We start from the raw sequence: 18,392 nt of genomic DNA, 5'->3' as shown, positions 1-18,392 counted from the left end.
TAATATATATTTATTAATTGTTGTTAATAACCCATTCTAACGGGCGTTCAACTTCCCATTCTTATATAAGAAGCTCAACGTCCATTAGAAGTCCCCCTCTTCACGAGGGGGTTCTACTTATGCTTTTTTACGCAATTGATTACTAATCATCGCTAAATCATATGTTAAACAAATTGGCTTACAGTTTACTGGACATGGAACGATTTGAGCTTCAATCTCAAATACGTTACGAAGTGTTTCACTTGTCATAACTTCATCTGGCGTTCCTTGTTTCATTAACTTACCTGCTTTTAATGCAATCATATGATCGGAGAAACGAGAAGCGTGATTTAAGTCATGGATAACCATAACAATCGTTCTACCTTCTTCTTCATTTAACTTTTTCAATAAGTTTAATACTTCTAATTGATGAGCCATATCTAAGTACGTCGTTGGTTCATCCAATACAAGTAATTCTGTTCCTTGTGCAAGAGCCATTGCAATCCAAACACGTTGACGTTGACCGCCTGATAGCGCTTCTGCTGGACGATTCGCAAATTCTTTCATTCCTGTCACTTCAAGTGCCCAGTTAATGTAGCGATAATCCTCTTCTTTCAACGTGCCAAACCCTTTTTGATGAGGGAATCTTCCATATGACACAAGCTCAAATACAGTAAGACCCGTTGGCACTTCTGCAGTTTGTGGTAAAATCGCCATTTTCTTTGCAATTTCTTTCGTTGGCTGTTTCTCAATTGCTTTTCCGTCAAGATAAACAGTACCTTGCTTTGCCTTCAAAATACGAGACGCCGTTTTTAATAATGTGGACTTCCCACAACCATTTGGTCCAATAATTGTTGTAATTTTCCCTTCCGGAATTTCAACTGTTAATCCATCAATAATTAAACCTTCATTATAGCCAACCGATACCGCATCCACCGCTAAAGTTGCCATACGAAAAGCCTCCCTTTATTTTGTCCTCATAAGTAAATAAATAAAATACGGTGCACCAATTACAGAAATAACAAGACCGACTGGTATTTCTGAAGTTGTTAGTACACTTCTTGAAATTACGTCTGCGAATAAAAGTAAAAACGTTCCTATTAGCGCAGCTGTGGGCAACATAATTTGATGTTTACCACCAACAAGGCGCCTTGCTAAATGCGGGGCCATTAAACCGATAAAGCCAATTCCGCCGGCAACAGCAACAGATGCCCCTGCTAAACAAACTGCAATAAATAATAATTTACGTCTTTCTTTTTCTACGTTTACACCAAGGCCAACTGCTGTAGAATCGCCTAGGTTCATTACATTTAATATGTGTGCTTTACTTATAGCAAGCGGTAAGAAAATAACCATCCATGGAAGTACACTTAATACGAATTTCCAATCTGTACCCCATAGACTTCCCGCCAGCCAAATCGTAGCAAAACGAAAATCGTTAGATGTCATCTTCATAGAGAAAATTAAACTAACAGCTCCAAATCCAGCTGCAACGGCAATACCGACTAGTATTAATCGAGTCGATGAAACGCCGTCTTTCCATGCTAGTAAATAAATAATTACCGCTGCTAATATCGCTCCAACTAGTGCGAAGAATGGGAGAATGAATACAGATAAAAATGTACCAGTCCCTACTTTCCCGAAGAAGAAGTAGACGAATATAACAACTGTTAATCCCGCTCCAGCATTAATACCTATAATACCTGGATCAGCAAGCGGATTTCGTGATAAACCTTGCAAAATCGCGCCTGACATAGCTAAAGCAGATCCGACTAGTATAGCAATTACCATACGCGGCATACGGAATTCAAATAAAATAACAGACTGATCTTCAGCCCCTAGTCCAACCAATGACTTTAATACGTCCATTGGCGGGATTTTAAAAGTTCCTGTATTTAAACTAATAAGAAATATAGAAACGATTAGTCCTACTAAAATCGTTAATATAGAAATGTTCTTTTTTGTTAAGACACTCGTCCTCACATCTTTCCTCTCCCTTCATTACGTGCTAAGTAGAGGAAGAATGGAACCCCAATTAGCGCTGTAATTGCTCCAATTGGCGTTTCAAATGGCGGGTTAATAACGCGAGATAACATATCTGCACATTCAATTAACAGCCCACCTAAGACCGCAGAACATGGAATAACCCATCTATAGTCCGAGCCTACGAGGAAACGAGTCATATGCGGAATTACAAGACCAACAAATCCAACTGATCCTGCCATGGAAACTGCGGAACCCGTTAAAACAAGAACAAGTACTGTTCCGATAAATTTAATCAATGTCGTATTTTGACCAAGTCCAATCGCAATTTCTTCACCGAAGCTCAAAATTGTAATATATCTCGACATCATAATTGCGATAAAAAGACAAATAAGGCCAATTGGCACTAACATATTAATACTTTGCCATTTCACTCCAGCGACTCCGCCTGCATTCCACATACTCACCTCTTGGGCAAGATTGAAATACAATGCGATTCCAGATGAAATTGCCCCTAATAAAGCACTAATAGCTGCACCTGCTAAAGCTAATTTCACAGGTGTTAATCCACCTGGTGAAGAAGATCCAATTCCATATACAATGCTTGCACCAAACGCAGCTCCAATAAAAGATGCGATAACAAACATTAAATAAGGTGAATTAGGGAAAAATGCATACATAATTGCAATTCCAAATACAGCTCCATCTGTAATCCCCATTAACGATGGTGAAGCAAGTGGATTTCGCGTCATACCTTGCATAATTGCTCCTGATACCGCTAAAAAGGCACCTGCAACTACGCCCCCTATTGCTCTAGGCATGCGAAGCTCTTGAATTACGTTATGATGTGTAATAGATCCATCAAACTGAAATACAGCTTGCCATACAGTCTTTAAACTAATATCTGCAGCCCCAAAAGAAATAGAAACTGCCATGCTTAAAGCTAACAAAATTGTACCCGCTACTAAAATAATAGAAGCGATGAGCGGTCTGCTCTTAATCTCTTTAACATTCTCTTCTTGCTGTTCTATACTGCTTGCGCTCGCTTCCATCCCTCAACCATCCTAACCAACAACATATATTTATTGAAATGAAATTTATTCTCAAATAGTAATAAAAAAATTAGGTGAATTGTTATTTCCCTGATAATGATTCTCAGAATCAGACACTTCTATTCTACCTATCGCTTTAAAAGACTGTCAACCATTATTTTGAAATATAAATTTATACAAATTGGTATTTTAATACAAAAGTTATGTTCATCCTTTAGAAAATGTTCGTCCACACAAGAGTACTTTCGCAGAATAAATCATTCCTCTTATGGGCATAAAAAAAGAAGAGTAATCTTTTCACTCTTCTTTTTCTTACTTATTTAACTTTGCTTCAATTTTCACGATTAACTCATCTTCTGTTGGAGCCGCAACTGGACGGTTATTTACAAATGCGAATGATTTTTTACGACCAGGACCACAGTAAGACTGACATCCAACTTCAATCGTTGCACATGAATCTACTTTTTTTAACTTCGGAACTAACGTTTTAATGTTCGTTGCCTGACAGTCATCGCACACGCGAAACTCGTTTCCCATTACATAACACTTCCTCTATTTTAAACTTTTCTCAAGTACATTTAAAAATAAACACTAAATGGTATTTTACCGCTCTTTGAAGCTCGTTGCAAGTTTCCCTACAAAGCCTATTCTCTACATAATGATACATATTTATATGCTCTCCTACAGAAGCGCTCACCATTCATGGGAAAATTTTTACCTTTCATCGAAATCTACCATATTTTTAAAAGCTTTGTATAAAAGTTTATTTTTTTGCCCATTATAAAAATAGGAAGTTCATAAAAAGAAAGGGAGTTGAATCTATGAAAGTAAGACAAGATGCTTGGACAGATGAGGATGATTTATTACTTGCTGAAACGGTACTTCGTCATGTTAGAGAAGGAAGTACGCAATTAAATGCATTTGAGGAAGTAGGGGATCAGTTAAATCGTACATCTGCTGCTTGTGGTTTCCGCTGGAATGCTGTTGTTCGCTATAGCTATGAACAAGCTCTTCAACTAGCAAAAAAACATCGTAAAGATAAAATGCGTGCTGCAAGCGGTGAACAAGCGAAAAAACGTTTACTTTATACACCACCAGCTTCAGATTCGATAACTGATTATGAAGAATTAGTACAAGAAGAATCAATCGTACAATATAAAGAAGCTATTCCATATCAAGAATCTACTGCTCCTGCTGCAAGAAGCTCTATGACAATGCAAGATGTTATTTATTTTTTACAAACAGTCGGATCTTCAAATATAAAAGTGACAGCTCTTGAAAACGAGAATACGAGATTGAAACAAGAAATTAAAGCACAAATCCTTCGGAATGAGGAACTAGAAAAGAAACTAGAAAAATTAGAAAAGCAATCTCATACTGTACAAGAAGATTACGAAACACTTATGAACATTATGAACCGTGCTCGTAAATTGGCAGTCATGGATGACGAAGAACGTTCTCAAACATCTTTCCGAATGGACCGAAACGGTAATTTAGAAAAAATTGCAGAATAAAAAGGATGCATGTAATGCATCCTTTTTATTATTTCACCTTTAAGCTCCCCCTTTATATGTGAGAAAACTCCATTCTTCATTTTTTGCTATAATAGAGATTGTCATTTTAAAGATAAGGGGTTAGTTATATGAGCAATTCCCGTTCCATTTTATCTCAGCCAGAGTGGCGCATTGTAGATCAGTCTAGTTTGGGACCAACATTCCATGCACTTCAGTCATTCGCAATGGATGACACATTATGCACAAGCATTGGAAATGGCAAGTCAGCCGCAACAATGCGTTCTTGGGTTCATCACAATACAATTGTCCTTGGCATTCAAGATTCACGCCTTCCGCATTTAGAAGAAGGTATTTCTTTTTTAAAACAACACAACTTCAATGTTATTGTTCGTAATTCTGGCGGGCTTGCAGTCGTGCTTGATGAAGGTGTTTTAAACGTATCACTTTTATTCCAAGAAACAGAAAAAGGTATCGATATTGATCTTGGATACGATACGATGTGGCATTTAATTAAGGAGATGTTAAAGGATTACAACGTTACTATCGAGGCAAAAGAAATTGTTGGCTCTTACTGTCCTGGTAGTTATGACTTAAGTATTCGCGATCAAAAATTCGCTGGTATTTCACAACGTCGTATTCGCGGCGGTGTCGCTGTCCAAATTTATCTCTGTGCTACCGGAAGTGGCTCTGAGCGTGCCGCACTCGTTCGTGATTTCTACAACCTAGCAATTCAAGGGGAAGAAACACGCTTTACGTACCCTGAAATTGTACCAAGTACGATGGCCTCACTCTCAGAATTACTTGGCGAAACCATTACAGTACAAGATTTAATGATGCGTCTTTTAAAAACATTGCAGCAATTCGCTCCAAAGTTAACACCATCTCAATTAACAATAGATGAGATTCCTTTATATGAGACGAATTTACAACGTATTATTAATCGTAATAATAAAGCACTTGGCTTAGAAAAATAAAGACCGTCGCTATTATAGCGACGGTCTTTATTTCAATTCATTATAGAATTAAAGTGCTTGAGCTGCTGTAATTAAAGCTAACTTGTACACTTCTTCTTCGTTACATCCACGAGACAGATCATTTACAGGCATGTTTAAGCCTTGTAAGATTGGTCCTACTGCTTCGAAGTTACCTAAACGTTGAGCGATTTTGTAGCCAATATTACCAGCTTCTAAGCTTGGGAATACGAATACGTTAGCATCACCTTTAATTGTAGAACCTGGAGCTTTTTTCTCAGCTACAGATGGTACGAATGCAGCATCGAATTGGAATTCTCCATCTAAAGTTAACTCAGGAGCCATTTCTTTTGCAATGCGAGTTGCTTCTACAACTTTTTCTGTTTCTGGAGATTTCGCAGAACCTTTTGTAGAGAAGCTTAACATAGCAACGCGTGGATCAATGCCGAATAACTCAGCAGTTTTCGCACTTTCGATACCGATTTCAGCTAAATCTTGGCTGTTTGGTGCAATGTTAATTGCGCAATCAGCGAATACATATTTCTCCTCTTCACGTACCATGATGAATACGCCAGAAGTTTTTGTAACGCCTGGTTTTGTTTTAATAATTTGAAGTGCTGGACGAACTGTATCAGCTGTAGAGTGAGCTGCACCACTTACTAAACCGTGTGCTTTGCCCATGTATACAAGCATTGTACCGAAGTAGTTTTCGTCTTTAAGGATTTTGCGAGCGTCTTCTTCAGTTGCTTTACCTTTACGGCGTTCAACGAAAGATGCTACCATTGCATCCATTTCTTCGTATGTAGCTGGGTCGTAAATATCAACGCCTGCTAATGTTAAATTCATGCTAGCAGCTTTTGCGCTAATTTCTTCCTTATTACCAACTAAGATTGGTTTTACTAACTCTTCTTTTGCTAAACGCTCTGCAGCGCCTAAAATTCTTTCATCAGTTCCTTCAGGAAGTACGATAGAAATGCCTTTTCCTTGAACTTTTTCTTTTACTGTTGTAAATAAGTTGCTCACGAATAAACCCTCCTACATATGTTAAAAAAACTCTATCTTTAAGAATACTGCTTTTCTTCTATATTTTAAACTTATAGCTCCCAAAAAATAGATAAAATAAAAATGATTATATTTTCATAAAATTCAGCCGTTAAATTCACCTTGCTTAAACACTTAAATGTGACAATTTTATGCGCCAAGGTTTTATATAGATGATTTTAAAACTATATATGCTATAGTTAACGTGTAAAACTATCATTAACTGAGGTGAATAGAATGAGTGAAGCAACAACAACGTTAGATGGCTGGTATTGTTTACATGATTTACGTTCTATTGATTGGGCTGCATGGAAAACATTATCTAGCGACGAACGCGGACAAGCAGTGTCTGAATTTTTAAATGTCGTTGAAAAATGGAACGAAGTAGCTACTGCGAAAAAAGGTAGTCACGCAATGTATACAGTTGTTGGCCAAAAAGCTGATATTATGCTTATGATTTTACGTCCAACAATGGAAGAGTTAAATGAAATTGAGACAGAATTGAATAAAACAACTTTAGCTGAATATATGGTTCCTGCATATTCTTACGTATCTGTTGTTGAATTAAGCAACTACCTTCCAGCTGATGAGGATCCATACCAAAACCCGCAAATTTTAGCTCGTTTATATCCTGAATTACCGAAAGCAAATCATATTTGCTTCTATCCAATGGATAAGCGTCGCCAAGGTGATGACAACTGGTACATGCTTCCTATGGAAGAACGTAAAAAAATGATGTACAGCCATAGTAAAATTGGTCGTCAATACGCAGGTAAAGTACGCCAAGTGATTTCAGGATCTGTTGGATTCGACGATTTCGAATGGGGCGTAACATTATTCGCTGACGATGTTCTTCAATTTAAGAAACTTATATACGAAATGCGCTTCGATGAAGTAAGTGCTCGTTATGGTGAATTTGGAACATTCTTCGTTGGAAACATTTTACCAGACGAAAAAGTAGAGAAATTTTTACACATATAAATGGTGAAAAGGAACGAAATTCGTTCCTTTTTTTATTCTTCTCTATATTTATCCTCAAAAATCTCCTTTTTTCTGCACTTTTGAAGAAAAACCAACATTTTTTCAAATTTCTTGTAAAATTGTAACCTTTTTATATGTAAAGATATGCTAAAATGATACGAGCTATATGCTAAATAACGATGCGAAGGTGATAATCTATATGAAAAAAATCTTGTCTATTTTACTATTGCTTGTATTGTCAATTTCTTCCTTAGGAGTAACAACATCCCATGCGGAAGAAAAAATACATATTGAGGCGGCTGCTGCACTTTTATTTGATGCAGATACAGGAAAAATACTTCACGAGCAAAATCCAGATGAATTGCTAGCTATTGCTAGTATGTCAAAATTAATTGTTGTTTACGCTGTTTTAGAAGCAATTAAAGAAGGAAAAATCACATGGGATACGAAAGTAAATATTTCTGATTACGCTTATGAAGTCTCTCGTAATAATGAATTCTCTAATGTACCGTTCGAAAAAGGACGTCAATATACTGTAAAAGAATTATATCATTCTATTGTTATATTCTCTGCAAATGGATCTAGTATTGCTTTAGCAGAACTTCTTGCAGGAAGTGAGAAAAACTTCTTAAATCTTGCAAATGAACATGCTAAAAAGCTAGGATTAAAGAAATATAAATTTGTAAACGCTACTGGCTTAAATAACGCTGACTTAAAAGGAAAACATCCTGAGGGTACTGATCCAAATGCAGAAAACTCTATGTCAGCTCGTGATATGGGTATGCTTTCAAAAGCAATGATTACAAAGTATCCAGAAATGCTAGAGGATACAAAACAAAGATTTAGAAACTTCCCAGACAATCACCCAAAACCAATTCGTATGGAAAACTGGAATTGGATGTTACCAGGAGCTGCTTTCGCTTATGAAGGTACTGATGGTTTAAAAACCGGAAGTTCTGATACAGCTGGATACGGATTTACCATTACTGCTAAACGTGGTGATGTACGTCTTATCTCGGTTATTATTAAAACAAAATCAATGGATGAACGTTTCACGGAATCTCGTGAATTAATCGAATATGGATTTAATAACTTTGAAAAACAAAAACTAAAAGTTAATAAAAACAATACAATCTCTGTAGTAAAAGGGAAAGAAGACCAAGTAACTGTTGCACCCGAAAAAGAAATAACAGTAATTGCGAAAAAAGGTAGCAAAGAGCCTTATAAAATTGGAACTGAATTAGATAAATCTCTTTCTGAAGATGGACATTTAGTTGCTCCTATTAAGAAAGATACCAAAGTAGGCTCAATTACTTTAGAATCAACTGATAAATATGGTTTCTTAGACGGTAGTAAAAGTATGAAAGTTACTGCAAAAACGACAGAGGAAGTTGAAAAAGCAAATTGGTTTGTGTTAACAATGCGCTCTATTGGTGATTTCTTCTCAAACTTATGGTCTAAAGTTTTTTAATAAAAAAGCTGGCTCACGCTAGCTTTTTTATTTTCCACTCTCAATGTAAAACTTTGTTTGGTTGTCATATCTGAGTCCTTTTCCTCATACGTATGAACTAGTAATTGTTACACACTTCATCTAGAGATAAAGTAAAACTTTAATCAGTGGGGGAATCCCCCGCTGATTATTAGTTGAACCAATCGGGCGTTTACGGGCAGTTTGATCTCCCATCTAATTTCTTTACTTCAACCAAATTTTAGGGCAGGAGTCTTACTGCCCGTTAATGCGGGATAAACCTCTTTCCAAAAGGTATTACAAAAAGAGAGGTGACACATAATGGGCGTTATTGCTTATAACGAAGAAGATGTAAAGTTGTTGGCTAGACTGATGCGTGCTGAAGCCGAAGGAGAAGGGCAACAAGGAATGTTAATGGTCGGAAACGTTGGGGTAAATCGTGTCCGCGGAAATTGTTTAGACTTTAAAAGCATTCGTAATTTACGTCAAATGGTTTATCAAAACCCCGGCGGTTTTGAAGCAACGCAAAAAGGATATTTTTATCAACGGGCACGCGAACAAGATATTGCCCTAGCGAGACGGACCATTCAAGGGCAACGTTTTTGGCCTGCCAACTTTGCCTTATGGTTCTTTAGACCTGAAGGTCCTTGTCCACCAACTTGGTATAACCAACAAAACTCTGGTCGCTTTAAAAAGCACTGCTTCTTCCAGCCATCTGCTGGAGACTGCCCTAGCGTATATTAAGGAATAAAAATGAGGAGGGATTTTTGAATGGCACAGCAACAAAATCCATACTATGGAACAGGTTTTTATCAACCATCTGGAACTTATGTACAACCGCAACAAATGACTCAACAACAGCAGCAAGCGATGCAACAACAAACAGCTCAAGCTGCGCAAGCTCAATATGCAATTTCTCAAGGCATGTTACCTCTAGAGCAATCCTATATTGAAAATATCCTTCGTTTAAACAAAGGTAAGCAAGCTACGGTTGTAATGACCTATGAACGTGGCAGTTCCCTTGGCACACAATCTTATACAGGTATTATTGAAGCAGCTGGCCGTGACCATATCGTTATTAGTGAACCGCAATCAGGAAAACGCTATTTACTACTAATGATCTACTTAGATTACGTAGAATTTCCAGAAGAAATTACGTATTTACCTAGTCAACAAGCAACTTATACTCCAAGACCATAAAAAAAGCTGGCAAATGCCAGCTTTTGTTTTTTTATAATCCTTTTACAACTGCAGTCCCTACTAGGATCCACGCCACAATAAACGCTACACCACCAAGAGGTGTAATTGGACCAAAGAACTTAATACCTGTCGTACTTAATGCATACAAACTACCTGAGAACATAATAATTCCAGCTACCATTAGCCAACCAGCAGTAGTTAAAAGTGATGATTGAACCTTATCCATCAATAAAGCAACTACGAATAGTCCACCTGCATGAAACATTTGATATGTAACGCCTGTTTTCCACACTTCTAACATTTTTGCAGAAATTTTATTTTCTAAACCGTGTGCTCCAAAGGCCCCTAATGCAACAGATAGCCCCGCTGCAATACAACCTAGTAAAAAGAAAATTTTCATCTTAATTCCCCTTTTTTACCTTTATCATAAGCAATTTTTGCATATAAGCCAAACGATTTATCTTCTAAAAATCAAATAAAGAATTACCGTTTGCATCACTTTCTTTTATATATACCGGCTCCCCAGAAACAGGTGCAATTGGTTGCATAGTTGTTACTGGTTGTGATCCAATTACTTGCGATGGAATTTGCGGTTCTCTATATGTAGATGTTTCAACTTGTTCATCTAATAATAAGTCACATAAAGCACGCACAACTAATAAATGTTCTTTTGACTTTTGTCCTTCACTACTTTTTGCCTTCGCAATTTCATTCGCCATTTTATTTAAAATCTTGTCGCTAGATATTTGCATTCCTTCTCACCTCGTACTTTGTAATTCTTTCTCGAATTGCCCCAATTTCTCTACTGAACCAAATACTATTATCATATCACGTTCTTTCAATTTTTCCTGCCCTGCTGGATTATGTATAATATCCCCATTTCTTGAAATCGCTAATATTGTTACATCAAACTGATTCCTTACATTACTCTCTAGTAACGATTTACCAACTAATATTGAATCTTTTCCAACTAGAATTTCTTCAATGACAAATGACTGTTCTATTCCATACAACACTGTATCAATATAATGAACGGTTAATGGATTTGCAATACCTTTTGCGATATGAATACCTGCCATACTAGATGGATTAATAACCTTATTTGCACCGGCGCGCCTTAATTTCTCTTCAGTTTCTGGCTTTTCAGATCTCGCCACAATTTTAATCGTATCGTTTAACCCTCTTGCTGTTAATGTAATAAATACATTTTCGGCATCATTTGCAACAATAGCAACTAAACCAGCTGCTTTTAAAATTCCGGCATTATGTAATACTTGATCTTCCGTTGCATCTCCATGTACAAATAAAAGCTTTTCCTGCTCCAATATACTTTCATCTTTATCAACAACGACAAATGGAATATTCTTTTCTTGCAATTCATGTACAACTTGAAGCCCCACTCTACCGCAACCACATACTATAATATGATTTTTCAACTGCGCTATTTGTTTATCCATCTTCTTCCTCCGTACTGCATGAAATAAATTCCCTTCAATAATCATAGCTGCCACTACCCCAATTGCATACGTAACAATACCTACGCCAACAGGAATAATAAGAAGCGCAAATACTTTCCCCGCTTGCGTTACAGGAACAGCATCTCCGTATCCAACAGTCAATACAGTAATCATTGTCATCCAAAATGCTTGAAACAAACTAATCTCTTCAATCGTCATAAATCCTATCGTTCCTAGAATTACAACAAAAGTCATACATATAACTGCTATCCATAATTGCTTACGTGCATTCATACCGTGTTTCAACTCTTTTCTCTATCTACAATCTTTGCCAGTGGAAATAAAATACGTATATACTAGATACGGAATCTATGAAAGAGGTTGATATAATGAAGACATTTCTTTCCGCCTTACAATGGGCACTATTTATTTTAGCTGGAAGCCTTATTGTACCAATTAGTGTCGCAACTAGTTATGGTCTTGATGGCGCTGAAGCCATTGCATTCGTACAAAGAACATTATTTGTTCTAGGCTTTGCTGGTCTCTTGCAAGCTATATTTGGGCATAAACTTCCTATTCAAGAAGGTCCTGCTGGCCTTTGGTGGGGAATTTTCTCCCTTTATGCGAGTTTAGGCGTCGTATTATTTGGATCAAGCAATGAGACACTTAAAGTTCTTCAATATGCTTTCTTATTAAGCGGTATTATTTGTATTATTCTTAGCGTTTTTGGACTTATTGATAAACTCGTTCGCTATTTTACACCGACAGTCATTGGAACGTATTTATTTCTTCTTGTCGCGCAGCTTAGTGGCTCCTTCTTAAAGGGAATGTTTGGCCTTGATGGAAAACATACAGAAGTACAACCTAACGTATTTATTCTTTCACTCATTGTTATTTTACTATCCTTTTTCATCATGAAGCTACCTATTATTGGACAATATTCCGTTCTTTTCAGTATCGTATGCGGCTGGATATTATTCGCATGTTTCGGATTATCTAATCCAATAACACCAGTGACAGACATAATCCGTTTTCCATCCTTATTTGTTTTCGGAATGCCTCGTGTTGAATGGAACATGGTAATTACGGTCATTTTCGTTACACTCTTACTTCTAACAAATATGTTAGCAAGTATTCGCGTTGTACAAAAGGTTGTCTCTAAATATGAAGAAAACGCTGCATCAGATCGTTTTAAACAAGCTGGCATTATAACAGGAATCAACCAATTGCTAGGCGGCCTATTTTCAGCTATTGGGCCTGTCGCTATTTCTGGATCAGCAGGTTTTATTGCAACGACTAATATTTATAAACGTCTCCCGTTTATATTAGGGTCAAGCTTTATTATTGTCGTTAGTATATTTCCAAAGATTACTTCATTCTTTGCAGCAATCCCTGTTGCAGTTGGTTATGCCGCTATTTATCCTGTATTCGCAAGCATGATTGGTCTCGCCTTTCGAGAATACGAAACTGTCCAGGATAAAGAACGATTATTTAAAGTAGCCGGTCTTTCAATCTTTACAGGAGTCGGAGTTATGTTTGTTCCAGCAGGAGCATATTCCACACTTCCACCATTTCTAGCATCGTTTTTAAGTAATGGTCTCGTTCTTGGATCTGTAATGGCAATCTTGCTAGAAATACTATTTTCTCGTTCCGCTGCAAAACAAATATCGTAAATTGGAAAACTTCCATTATTGCACTCTACCTTTAGAGTTGTTACGATAAAATCAAACTTTAATCATTGGGGTTTTATTCTTCCCCAATGATTATTAACCAATATTATGAGCAACAACTCATAATAATTTATCTACTTCTTTTCAAAGAGGTTTGATGTCTTACTATTATTCCTCAACATCTTCATGAACATGTATTTTGATTTCAATTAAAGAAAGGAATTTTCTATATGACTTATAAAATGATTGTTTTAGATTTAGATGATACTTTATTACGTGATGACCATACTATTTCACCTCGTACGAAAGAAGCGTTAATGACTGCACAAGAGCAAGGGGTAAAGGTTGTACTTGCTTCTGGACGTCCAACGTTTGGTATGCGCAATGTAGCCAAAGAACTTCGCTTAGAAGAATACGGCAGTTTCATTCTATCTTTTAATGGCGCAAAAATTATTAACTGTAAAACAAACGAAGAAATCTTTAGTAGTACACTATCTCCTGAAATCGTTCACAACCTATTTGAAATTAGTAAAACTGAAGATGTATGGATTCATACTTATATGGGCGATGATATCGTAACGGAAGAAAATAATCCTTATACTGAAATTGAGGGCGATATTACTGGTATGCCAATTGTTGTAGTAGATGACTTTAAAGCCGCAGTTAAAGAGCCTGTAGTAAAAGTATTAATGAATAAAGAAGCTGAACGCCTTGTTGAAGTTGAAAAGAAACTTCAACAACAACTAGAAGGCCAATTAAGCGTGATGCGTTCGAAACCATTCTTCTTAGAATTTACTGAAGCCGGTGTTACAAAAGGAACGAGCTTAAACAAACTGATTCAAAAGCTTGGCATTAAGCGTGAAGAAGTTATCGCAATGGGCGATAGCTATAACGACCAAGCAATGATTGAATTTGCTGGTCTTGGCGTTGCAATGGGCAATGCGCCTGATGATATTAAAGAAATTGCGAACTACGTAACAGATACAAATATGAACGATGGTGTTGCAAAAGTTGTAGAGAAATTCGTTTTAAAAACGGATGTACTTGTTTAATATTTTCATTCACAAAACCTATTTGAAGTCAAATACTTCAAATAGGTTTTTATTTAAATTCTCATGCTTTTGTGACTATATTTTGAACTTTGCACTATTCTCGTAGTGTAAACTTTCTTTTTGTATATAATGAAACAAAATAGACTATTTTATTTTGAAAAAGAATACAAATTTACTATATACAAGCATACGTTAAAGGAGGCTACTTTATGTTATCTACACCAATCGGACGATTAAGAGCAATTGGACTAGTTGAGGGTATTTCTTTCCTATTACTATTATTTGTAGCAATGCCATTGAAATATTTCGCAGGATTTGCAACAGCTGTTAAAATTACAGGCATGGCTCATGGTGTTCTGTTTATTCTATTCATCTTTGCAGTAATTCAAGTAACAATCGTACACCGTAAATCAATTTTATGGGCACTTGGAGCATTCGTTTCATCAGTTATCCCATTTGGTACTTTTGTACTAGATGCAAAATTAAAGAACGAGCAATAATGATAATAAAAAGGTAGTTAACAACTGTTAACTACCTTTTCTATTTATAAATTTGGAATTTCCCAATCAATTTCTCTTTCGCCCATATTAGCTAAAATCGTATTTATTTTAGAATATGGCTTACTACCAAAGAAACCACGTCTTGCCGATAATGGGCTTGGATGTACAGATTCGATAATATGATGATTCGGATTCGTAATTAATTTCTTCTTCGCCTGCGCATGGCGCCCCCACAATATGAAAATAACTGGCTTTTCACGTTCGTTCAACAGTTCAATTACACGATCTGTGAAGTGCTCCCATCCTTTTCCCTTATGAGAATTTGCTTCGCCTTGACGAACTGTTAATACGGTATTTAGTAATAATACTCCTTGTTCCGCCCATTTTACTAAATAACCGTTATTCGGGATTTCATAACCATATTCATCTCGAAGTTCTTTATACATATTTAACAATGACGGTGGTGTTTTAACACCAGGTTGCACAGAAAAGCTTAAACCATGCGCTTGATTCGGTCCATGATATGGATCTTGCCCTAAAATGACAACCTTTGTATTTTCATAACTTGTATACTGAAGAGCGTTAAAAATATCTTCTACCTTCGGATAAACAACATGCGTGCTGTATTCTTCTGTCAAAAAACTGGATAGAGTAAGATAATACTCTTTCTCGAATTCTGGTGCCAATAGTGGCTCCCAATCATTCTTTAAAACGTTTTCCATACTGTCACTTCCTGTCTAATTAATTCACCATATCCTGTCTTGTAAATACTACGAACGAAATAACAAGAGAAACAACTGCCCAAACAGTTAAATTCATCAAAGAAAATCCCATCGATAAACCTTGTAATGCAGGTAATTTTCCTGATAAATAATCCGTTAATGATAAATTCACACTAAAAATATATTTGGCGCCTTCCCAAGATGTTGCGAACGAGCTTAAAATACCGCCTGCAATTAATGCAGCTAGCATAACGCCCATACCAGCTGGTGTATTACGAATTAAAACAGAGACCATAAATGATATAGTTCCGACAACGATAGCAACAAACCAGGCTAGTCCATACGCCATTAAGATGTATTGCCACTGCGGAATAAGATGTACAAAGTTCGTATTTAACGTTTCCTTATCAATGACGAATCCTGTTAAAACAGGTAAATTCCATCCCGAGTACCCAAATACAAGCCCTGATAATATGTAAGCAAACAAACCTACAAGAAACAGTATGAGCGAAATGAAAAATAACATCGTCACGTATTTACTAAGGAGTATTTTCCAGCGCCGAATCGGCCGCGTAAGTAACATCTTCATCGTCCCATCACTTCGTTCTCCTGAAACGATATCAATGGCGACAATCATTACGAGAAGCGGAATAAATAATGTAATTCCTTGTTCAATAAATGCTCTGACAAAAGTCGGTGCACCCGGTGCCATCGGATTAATATCATGATCTAAATAATATTGTTGTTGCTCAACTCTTACCTTTAACCAATCACGCCATTCTTCTGGCAACCTAGAATTGTTCAACCGGTTCTGAGAATCAACAATTTGCTGTTGCAATGAAACCTTCCAATCAGTTGTACCGAGTCTTTTTTGTGTCGTTTCTATTTCACGATACTGCGCGTACACAAAAAGCGGGATCAAGATTGCTAAAATAAGCATGACAACAAAAATACGTTTCTTGCGGTAAATCTTTTCTGATTCATTTAAAACTAGATTCGCAAATTCACGCATGCTGCTCACCCCTTGTGAGTTCAATAAATAAATCTTCTAGCGTAAATACAAGCTCCTTAACGCTATGTACATCTATTTCATTTTCTACAAATTTTTTATTCCAACTACTTATAGATGCAATATCCATGCGGCATAGTAATCGCTCGCCTTTTACACTCACTTCTCTTATTTCCTCGGCCGCTTCTAGCATATCTTTCGCCTTAGAAATCGGTGTAACAATCCATTCTACACGATCACTTGCTGTTTTAATTAATTCTTCAACCTTGGCAACTGTTATCATCTTTCCTTTATGAATAATAGCAACGCGATCGCATATCATTTGCACTTCACTTAGCAAGTGACTTGAAATAAACACGCTCATATTTTCTTCTTTCACAAGCTTATGTATAAATTCCCTAAGTTCTCTAATCCCTGCTGGATCTAAACCATTCGTTGGCTCATCTAATATGAGCAATTTCGGATTCCCAAGGAGCGCCTGTGCAATTCCAAGGCGTTGTTTCATACCAAGTGAGTACGTTTTTACCTTGTCATGAATTCTTTCATCTAAATGAACCATTTCAGCAATTTCAATAATACGTTCATCTGATATATCACCTAACATACGAGCAAATTGCTTTAAATTTTCCCATCCTGTTAAATATGTATACAACTCTGGGTTTTCAACGATACTCCCAATTTGACGCATCGCTTCTCTGAAGTTTTCCTTAATCGAATAACCACCGATAGAAATCTTACCTTCTGTCGCCTTAATCAATCCGACTAACATTCGAATGGTAGTCGTCTTCCCAGCACCATTTGGTCCTAGGAACCCGAACACTTCTCCTTGCTTTACATCAAAGGAAATATTCTCTACAAGAGTCTTCTTTTCAATTACCTTCTTCAAGTCTCGTACGGAAAGTATCGTCGTCATTTTACCCCTCCTTGTTCTAGTTTTAATTTACTTACAACATTTTGAACTAAACGTTCTGCCATATACGTATAACCTACTTCGTTCGGATGAAAATGATCAGAGTATAATAAATCTTTCCCGCGGTTTTGGAATAAATCAAATGTCGGTGTAATATACACATTTTTATCGTTTAGCGCTAATTTCTCTAAAGATGCATTCCAGTCCACAACAATGTTTGAAGACCCTTTTAAATCTTCTACATCTTCAAAAGGATTGTATAAACCAAGCCAAAAAATCGGACTATCTGTATTTAATTTACGAATTTCTTCTATAATTTTCTTTGCTTCATTTTGAAACGTCTCTGTGTCAGGACGATACGTCTCTAAATCTATTTTCCCAAGTGATTCCCAGCCTGGGAACAAATCATTTCCACCAATCGTTAACACAATTACATCTGCTTGCTTAATTGAATATTGAGCGCCATTACTTTCAATTTGTTTTAATAAATCGGGCATTTTTGCACCACTAACTGCTAAATTTGTTAATGCAATTTTTTGCTTATAATCTTTTTGTAAATCCTCTTTCATTCGCCCAACATAGCCAATTCCTTCTTTATCACCAACGCCACGCGTTAATGAATCACCTAAACTAACGATTTGTAACGTTCCCGTTTTCTTTTTCTCTTTTGACACTACATCGGTCTTTTTAATTAAATTTGAAGCTTTCGGATTTAATACATCATTTACACCTGAAACAAAGCCATATGCAAATAAACAGAAAGATGCAATTGTAATGAGTAGAATTACTTTTACTACTTTTGATCTCATATCAAAACCCCTTTTAGCCCTTATAGATTGTCCATAATTATACCAAACGAAATTTTGAAAAGCGATTTTCACAC

At 36.5% G+C, this 18,392-nt stretch carries 21 protein-coding genes; 9 read left to right on the top strand and 12 right to left on the bottom strand.

Annotated features, from left to right (window positions below; translation table 11 throughout):
* Nucleotides 1–117 precede the first annotated feature (117 nt).
* The 4 genes from MR112_RS09770 to MR112_RS09755 form a co-directional block, all read right to left on the bottom strand.
* The gene (locus tag MR112_RS09770) at nucleotides 118–930 is read right to left on the bottom strand and encodes an ABC transporter ATP-binding protein (RefSeq protein ID WP_000212068.1); all 813 of its coding nucleotides are present in this window, start codon (nucleotides 928–930) and stop codon (nucleotides 118–120) included.
* 15 nt (nucleotides 931–945) lie between these two features.
* On the bottom strand, nucleotides 946–1,962 hold the full coding sequence (locus tag MR112_RS09765) for a FecCD family ABC transporter permease (protein ID WP_001260757.1): 1,017 nt from the start codon (nucleotides 1,960–1,962) through the stop codon (nucleotides 946–948).
* Nucleotides 1,959–3,014 carry a FecCD family ABC transporter permease gene (locus MR112_RS09760; RefSeq protein WP_000388293.1) on the bottom strand — a complete coding sequence of 352 codons (1,056 nt, stop codon included), beginning with the start codon at nucleotides 3,012–3,014 and terminating at the stop codon, nucleotides 1,959–1,961. The genes MR112_RS09765 and MR112_RS09760 overlap by 4 nt, the downstream gene beginning before the upstream one ends.
* 312 nt (nucleotides 3,015–3,326) lie before the next feature.
* A complete protein-coding gene (locus tag MR112_RS09755) occupies nucleotides 3,327–3,551 on the bottom strand; it encodes a YuzB family protein (protein ID WP_000526071.1) in 225 nt (74 codons plus the stop codon).
* A 284-nt stretch (nucleotides 3,552–3,835) separates the two neighbouring features.
* Between MR112_RS09755 and MR112_RS09750 the strand changes: the two genes are divergently transcribed.
* Complete coding sequence (locus tag MR112_RS09750) at nucleotides 3,836–4,528, top strand: RsfA family transcriptional regulator (RefSeq protein ID WP_000868358.1); 693 nt, start codon at nucleotides 3,836–3,838, stop codon at nucleotides 4,526–4,528.
* Between the two features lie 128 nt (nucleotides 4,529–4,656).
* Nucleotides 4,657–5,502 (top strand): octanoyl-[GcvH]:protein N-octanoyltransferase, encoded by an 846-nt coding sequence (gene lipL, locus MR112_RS09745; protein ID WP_071740243.1) that lies wholly within the window; start codon nucleotides 4,657–4,659, stop codon nucleotides 5,500–5,502.
* A gap of 48 nt (nucleotides 5,503–5,550) precedes the next feature.
* On the opposite strand, the gene pta is transcribed toward lipL, so the two are convergent.
* Nucleotides 5,551–6,522 (bottom strand): phosphate acetyltransferase, encoded by a 972-nt coding sequence (gene pta, locus MR112_RS09740; RefSeq protein ID WP_000067215.1) that lies wholly within the window; start codon nucleotides 6,520–6,522, stop codon nucleotides 5,551–5,553.
* Nucleotides 6,523–6,777: 255 nt separating this feature from the next.
* Between pta and hemQ the strand changes: the two genes are divergently transcribed.
* The 4 genes from hemQ to gerQ all read left to right on the top strand — a co-directional run bounded on the left by hemQ (nucleotide 6,778) and on the right by gerQ (nucleotide 10,189).
* Entirely contained in the window at nucleotides 6,778–7,521 is a 744-nt protein-coding gene (gene hemQ, locus MR112_RS09735) for a hydrogen peroxide-dependent heme synthase (RefSeq protein ID WP_001287595.1), read from the top strand.
* Nucleotides 7,522–7,720: 199 nt separating this feature from the next.
* Nucleotides 7,721–8,992 (top strand): serine hydrolase, encoded by a 1,272-nt coding sequence (locus tag MR112_RS09730; RefSeq protein ID WP_000722870.1) that lies wholly within the window; start codon nucleotides 7,721–7,723, stop codon nucleotides 8,990–8,992.
* A gap of 318 nt (nucleotides 8,993–9,310) precedes the next feature.
* The gene (cwlJ, locus tag MR112_RS09725) at nucleotides 9,311–9,733 is read left to right on the top strand and encodes a cell wall hydrolase CwlJ (protein WP_000538168.1); all 423 of its coding nucleotides are present in this window, start codon (nucleotides 9,311–9,313) and stop codon (nucleotides 9,731–9,733) included.
* Between the two features lie 27 nt (nucleotides 9,734–9,760).
* A complete protein-coding gene (gene gerQ / locus MR112_RS09720) occupies nucleotides 9,761–10,189 on the top strand; it encodes a spore coat protein GerQ (protein WP_000068652.1) in 429 nt (142 codons plus the stop codon).
* Nucleotides 10,190–10,220: 31 nt separating this feature from the next.
* On the opposite strand, the gene MR112_RS09715 is transcribed toward gerQ, so the two are convergent.
* From MR112_RS09715 to MR112_RS09705, 3 genes are all read right to left on the bottom strand, one after another.
* Nucleotides 10,221–10,589 carry a DUF423 domain-containing protein gene (locus tag MR112_RS09715; RefSeq protein WP_000688315.1) on the bottom strand — a complete coding sequence of 123 codons (369 nt, stop codon included), beginning with the start codon at nucleotides 10,587–10,589 and terminating at the stop codon, nucleotides 10,221–10,223.
* A 64-nt stretch (nucleotides 10,590–10,653) separates the two neighbouring features.
* Nucleotides 10,654–10,941 (bottom strand): YwdI family protein, encoded by a 288-nt coding sequence (locus MR112_RS09710; protein WP_001167352.1) that lies wholly within the window; start codon nucleotides 10,939–10,941, stop codon nucleotides 10,654–10,656.
* A 6-nt stretch (nucleotides 10,942–10,947) separates the two neighbouring features.
* Entirely contained in the window at nucleotides 10,948–11,940 is a 993-nt protein-coding gene (locus MR112_RS09705; RefSeq protein ID WP_000993980.1) for a potassium channel family protein, read from the bottom strand.
* 95 nt (nucleotides 11,941–12,035) lie between these two features.
* Between MR112_RS09705 and MR112_RS09700 the strand changes: the two genes are divergently transcribed.
* From MR112_RS09700 to MR112_RS09690, 3 genes are all read left to right on the top strand, one after another.
* On the top strand, nucleotides 12,036–13,319 hold the full coding sequence (locus MR112_RS09700; RefSeq protein WP_000847034.1) for a purine/pyrimidine permease: 1,284 nt from the start codon (nucleotides 12,036–12,038) through the stop codon (nucleotides 13,317–13,319).
* Between the two features lie 227 nt (nucleotides 13,320–13,546).
* On the top strand, nucleotides 13,547–14,368 hold the full coding sequence (locus MR112_RS09695) for a Cof-type HAD-IIB family hydrolase (protein ID WP_000221387.1): 822 nt from the start codon (nucleotides 13,547–13,549) through the stop codon (nucleotides 14,366–14,368).
* 209 nt (nucleotides 14,369–14,577) lie between these two features.
* Nucleotides 14,578–14,868, top strand: coding sequence for a DUF3817 domain-containing protein (locus tag MR112_RS09690; protein WP_000953395.1), 291 nt, complete (start codon nucleotides 14,578–14,580; stop codon nucleotides 14,866–14,868).
* A 44-nt stretch (nucleotides 14,869–14,912) separates the two neighbouring features.
* Here MR112_RS09690 and MR112_RS09685 read toward each other — a convergent pair whose 3' ends face one another.
* The 4 genes from MR112_RS09685 to MR112_RS09670 are packed head-to-tail and all read right to left on the bottom strand — an operon-like array spanning nucleotide 14,913 to nucleotide 18,390.
* Entirely contained in the window at nucleotides 14,913–15,590 is a 678-nt protein-coding gene (locus tag MR112_RS09685) for a uracil-DNA glycosylase (protein ID WP_000432519.1), read from the bottom strand.
* A gap of 19 nt (nucleotides 15,591–15,609) precedes the next feature.
* On the bottom strand, nucleotides 15,610–16,602 hold the full coding sequence (locus MR112_RS09680) for an ABC transporter permease subunit (RefSeq protein ID WP_001206477.1): 993 nt from the start codon (nucleotides 16,600–16,602) through the stop codon (nucleotides 15,610–15,612).
* Complete coding sequence (locus MR112_RS09675) at nucleotides 16,595–17,512, bottom strand: ABC transporter ATP-binding protein (RefSeq protein WP_242244908.1); 918 nt, start codon at nucleotides 17,510–17,512, stop codon at nucleotides 16,595–16,597. Before MR112_RS09675 ends, MR112_RS09680 begins: the two co-directional genes overlap by 8 nt.
* Nucleotides 17,509–18,390, bottom strand: coding sequence for an SGNH/GDSL hydrolase family protein (locus tag MR112_RS09670; protein WP_242244907.1), 882 nt, complete (start codon nucleotides 18,388–18,390; stop codon nucleotides 17,509–17,511). Before MR112_RS09670 ends, MR112_RS09675 begins: the two co-directional genes overlap by 4 nt.
* Between the last annotated feature and the right edge of the window lie 2 nt (nucleotides 18,391–18,392).

The organism is Bacillus cereus group sp. BfR-BA-01330 (genome assembly GCF_022663885.1).
GTDB classification, from domain to species: Bacteria; Bacillota; Bacilli; order Bacillales; family Bacillaceae_G; genus Bacillus_A; species Bacillus_A cereus.
Note: the sequence above shows the minus strand (reverse complement) of the source record. Positions and strands in the feature narration are given on the sequence as shown.

Excerpts from the sequence above, each read along its gene's own strand:
- MR112_RS09700 (WP_000847034.1), top strand. The coding sequence starts at position 12,036 with ATGAAGACATTTCTTTCCGCCTTACAATGGGCACTATTTATTTTAGCT.
- cwlJ (WP_000538168.1), top strand. The coding sequence starts at position 9,311 with ATGGGCGTTATTGCTTATAACGAAGAAGATGTAAAGTTGTTGGCTAGA.
- MR112_RS09690 (WP_000953395.1), top strand. The coding sequence starts at position 14,578 with ATGTTATCTACACCAATCGGACGATTAAGAGCAATTGGACTAGTTGAG.
- MR112_RS09705 (WP_000993980.1), bottom strand. The coding sequence starts at position 11,940 with ATGAATGCACGTAAGCAATTATGGATAGCAGTTATATGTATGACTTTT.
- MR112_RS09685 (WP_000432519.1), bottom strand. The coding sequence starts at position 15,590 with ATGGAAAACGTTTTAAAGAATGATTGGGAGCCACTATTGGCACCAGAA.
- MR112_RS09715 (WP_000688315.1), bottom strand. The coding sequence starts at position 10,589 with ATGAAAATTTTCTTTTTACTAGGTTGTATTGCAGCGGGGCTATCTGTT.
- MR112_RS09695 (WP_000221387.1), top strand. The coding sequence starts at position 13,547 with ATGACTTATAAAATGATTGTTTTAGATTTAGATGATACTTTATTACGT.
- MR112_RS09710 (WP_001167352.1), bottom strand. The coding sequence starts at position 10,941 with ATGCAAATATCTAGCGACAAGATTTTAAATAAAATGGCGAATGAAATT.
- MR112_RS09680 (WP_001206477.1), bottom strand. The coding sequence starts at position 16,602 with ATGCGTGAATTTGCGAATCTAGTTTTAAATGAATCAGAAAAGATTTAC.
- MR112_RS09770 (WP_000212068.1), bottom strand. The coding sequence starts at position 930 with ATGGCAACTTTAGCGGTGGATGCGGTATCGGTTGGCTATAATGAAGGT.
- hemQ (WP_001287595.1), top strand. The coding sequence starts at position 6,778 with ATGAGTGAAGCAACAACAACGTTAGATGGCTGGTATTGTTTACATGAT.
- lipL (WP_071740243.1), top strand. The coding sequence starts at position 4,657 with ATGAGCAATTCCCGTTCCATTTTATCTCAGCCAGAGTGGCGCATTGTA.
- MR112_RS09755 (WP_000526071.1), bottom strand. The coding sequence starts at position 3,551 with ATGGGAAACGAGTTTCGCGTGTGCGATGACTGTCAGGCAACGAACATT.
- MR112_RS09730 (WP_000722870.1), top strand. The coding sequence starts at position 7,721 with ATGAAAAAAATCTTGTCTATTTTACTATTGCTTGTATTGTCAATTTCT.
- gerQ (WP_000068652.1), top strand. The coding sequence starts at position 9,761 with ATGGCACAGCAACAAAATCCATACTATGGAACAGGTTTTTATCAACCA.
- MR112_RS09675 (WP_242244908.1), bottom strand. The coding sequence starts at position 17,512 with ATGACGACGATACTTTCCGTACGAGACTTGAAGAAGGTAATTGAAAAG.
- MR112_RS09750 (WP_000868358.1), top strand. The coding sequence starts at position 3,836 with ATGAAAGTAAGACAAGATGCTTGGACAGATGAGGATGATTTATTACTT.
- MR112_RS09760 (WP_000388293.1), bottom strand. The coding sequence starts at position 3,014 with ATGGAAGCGAGCGCAAGCAGTATAGAACAGCAAGAAGAGAATGTTAAA.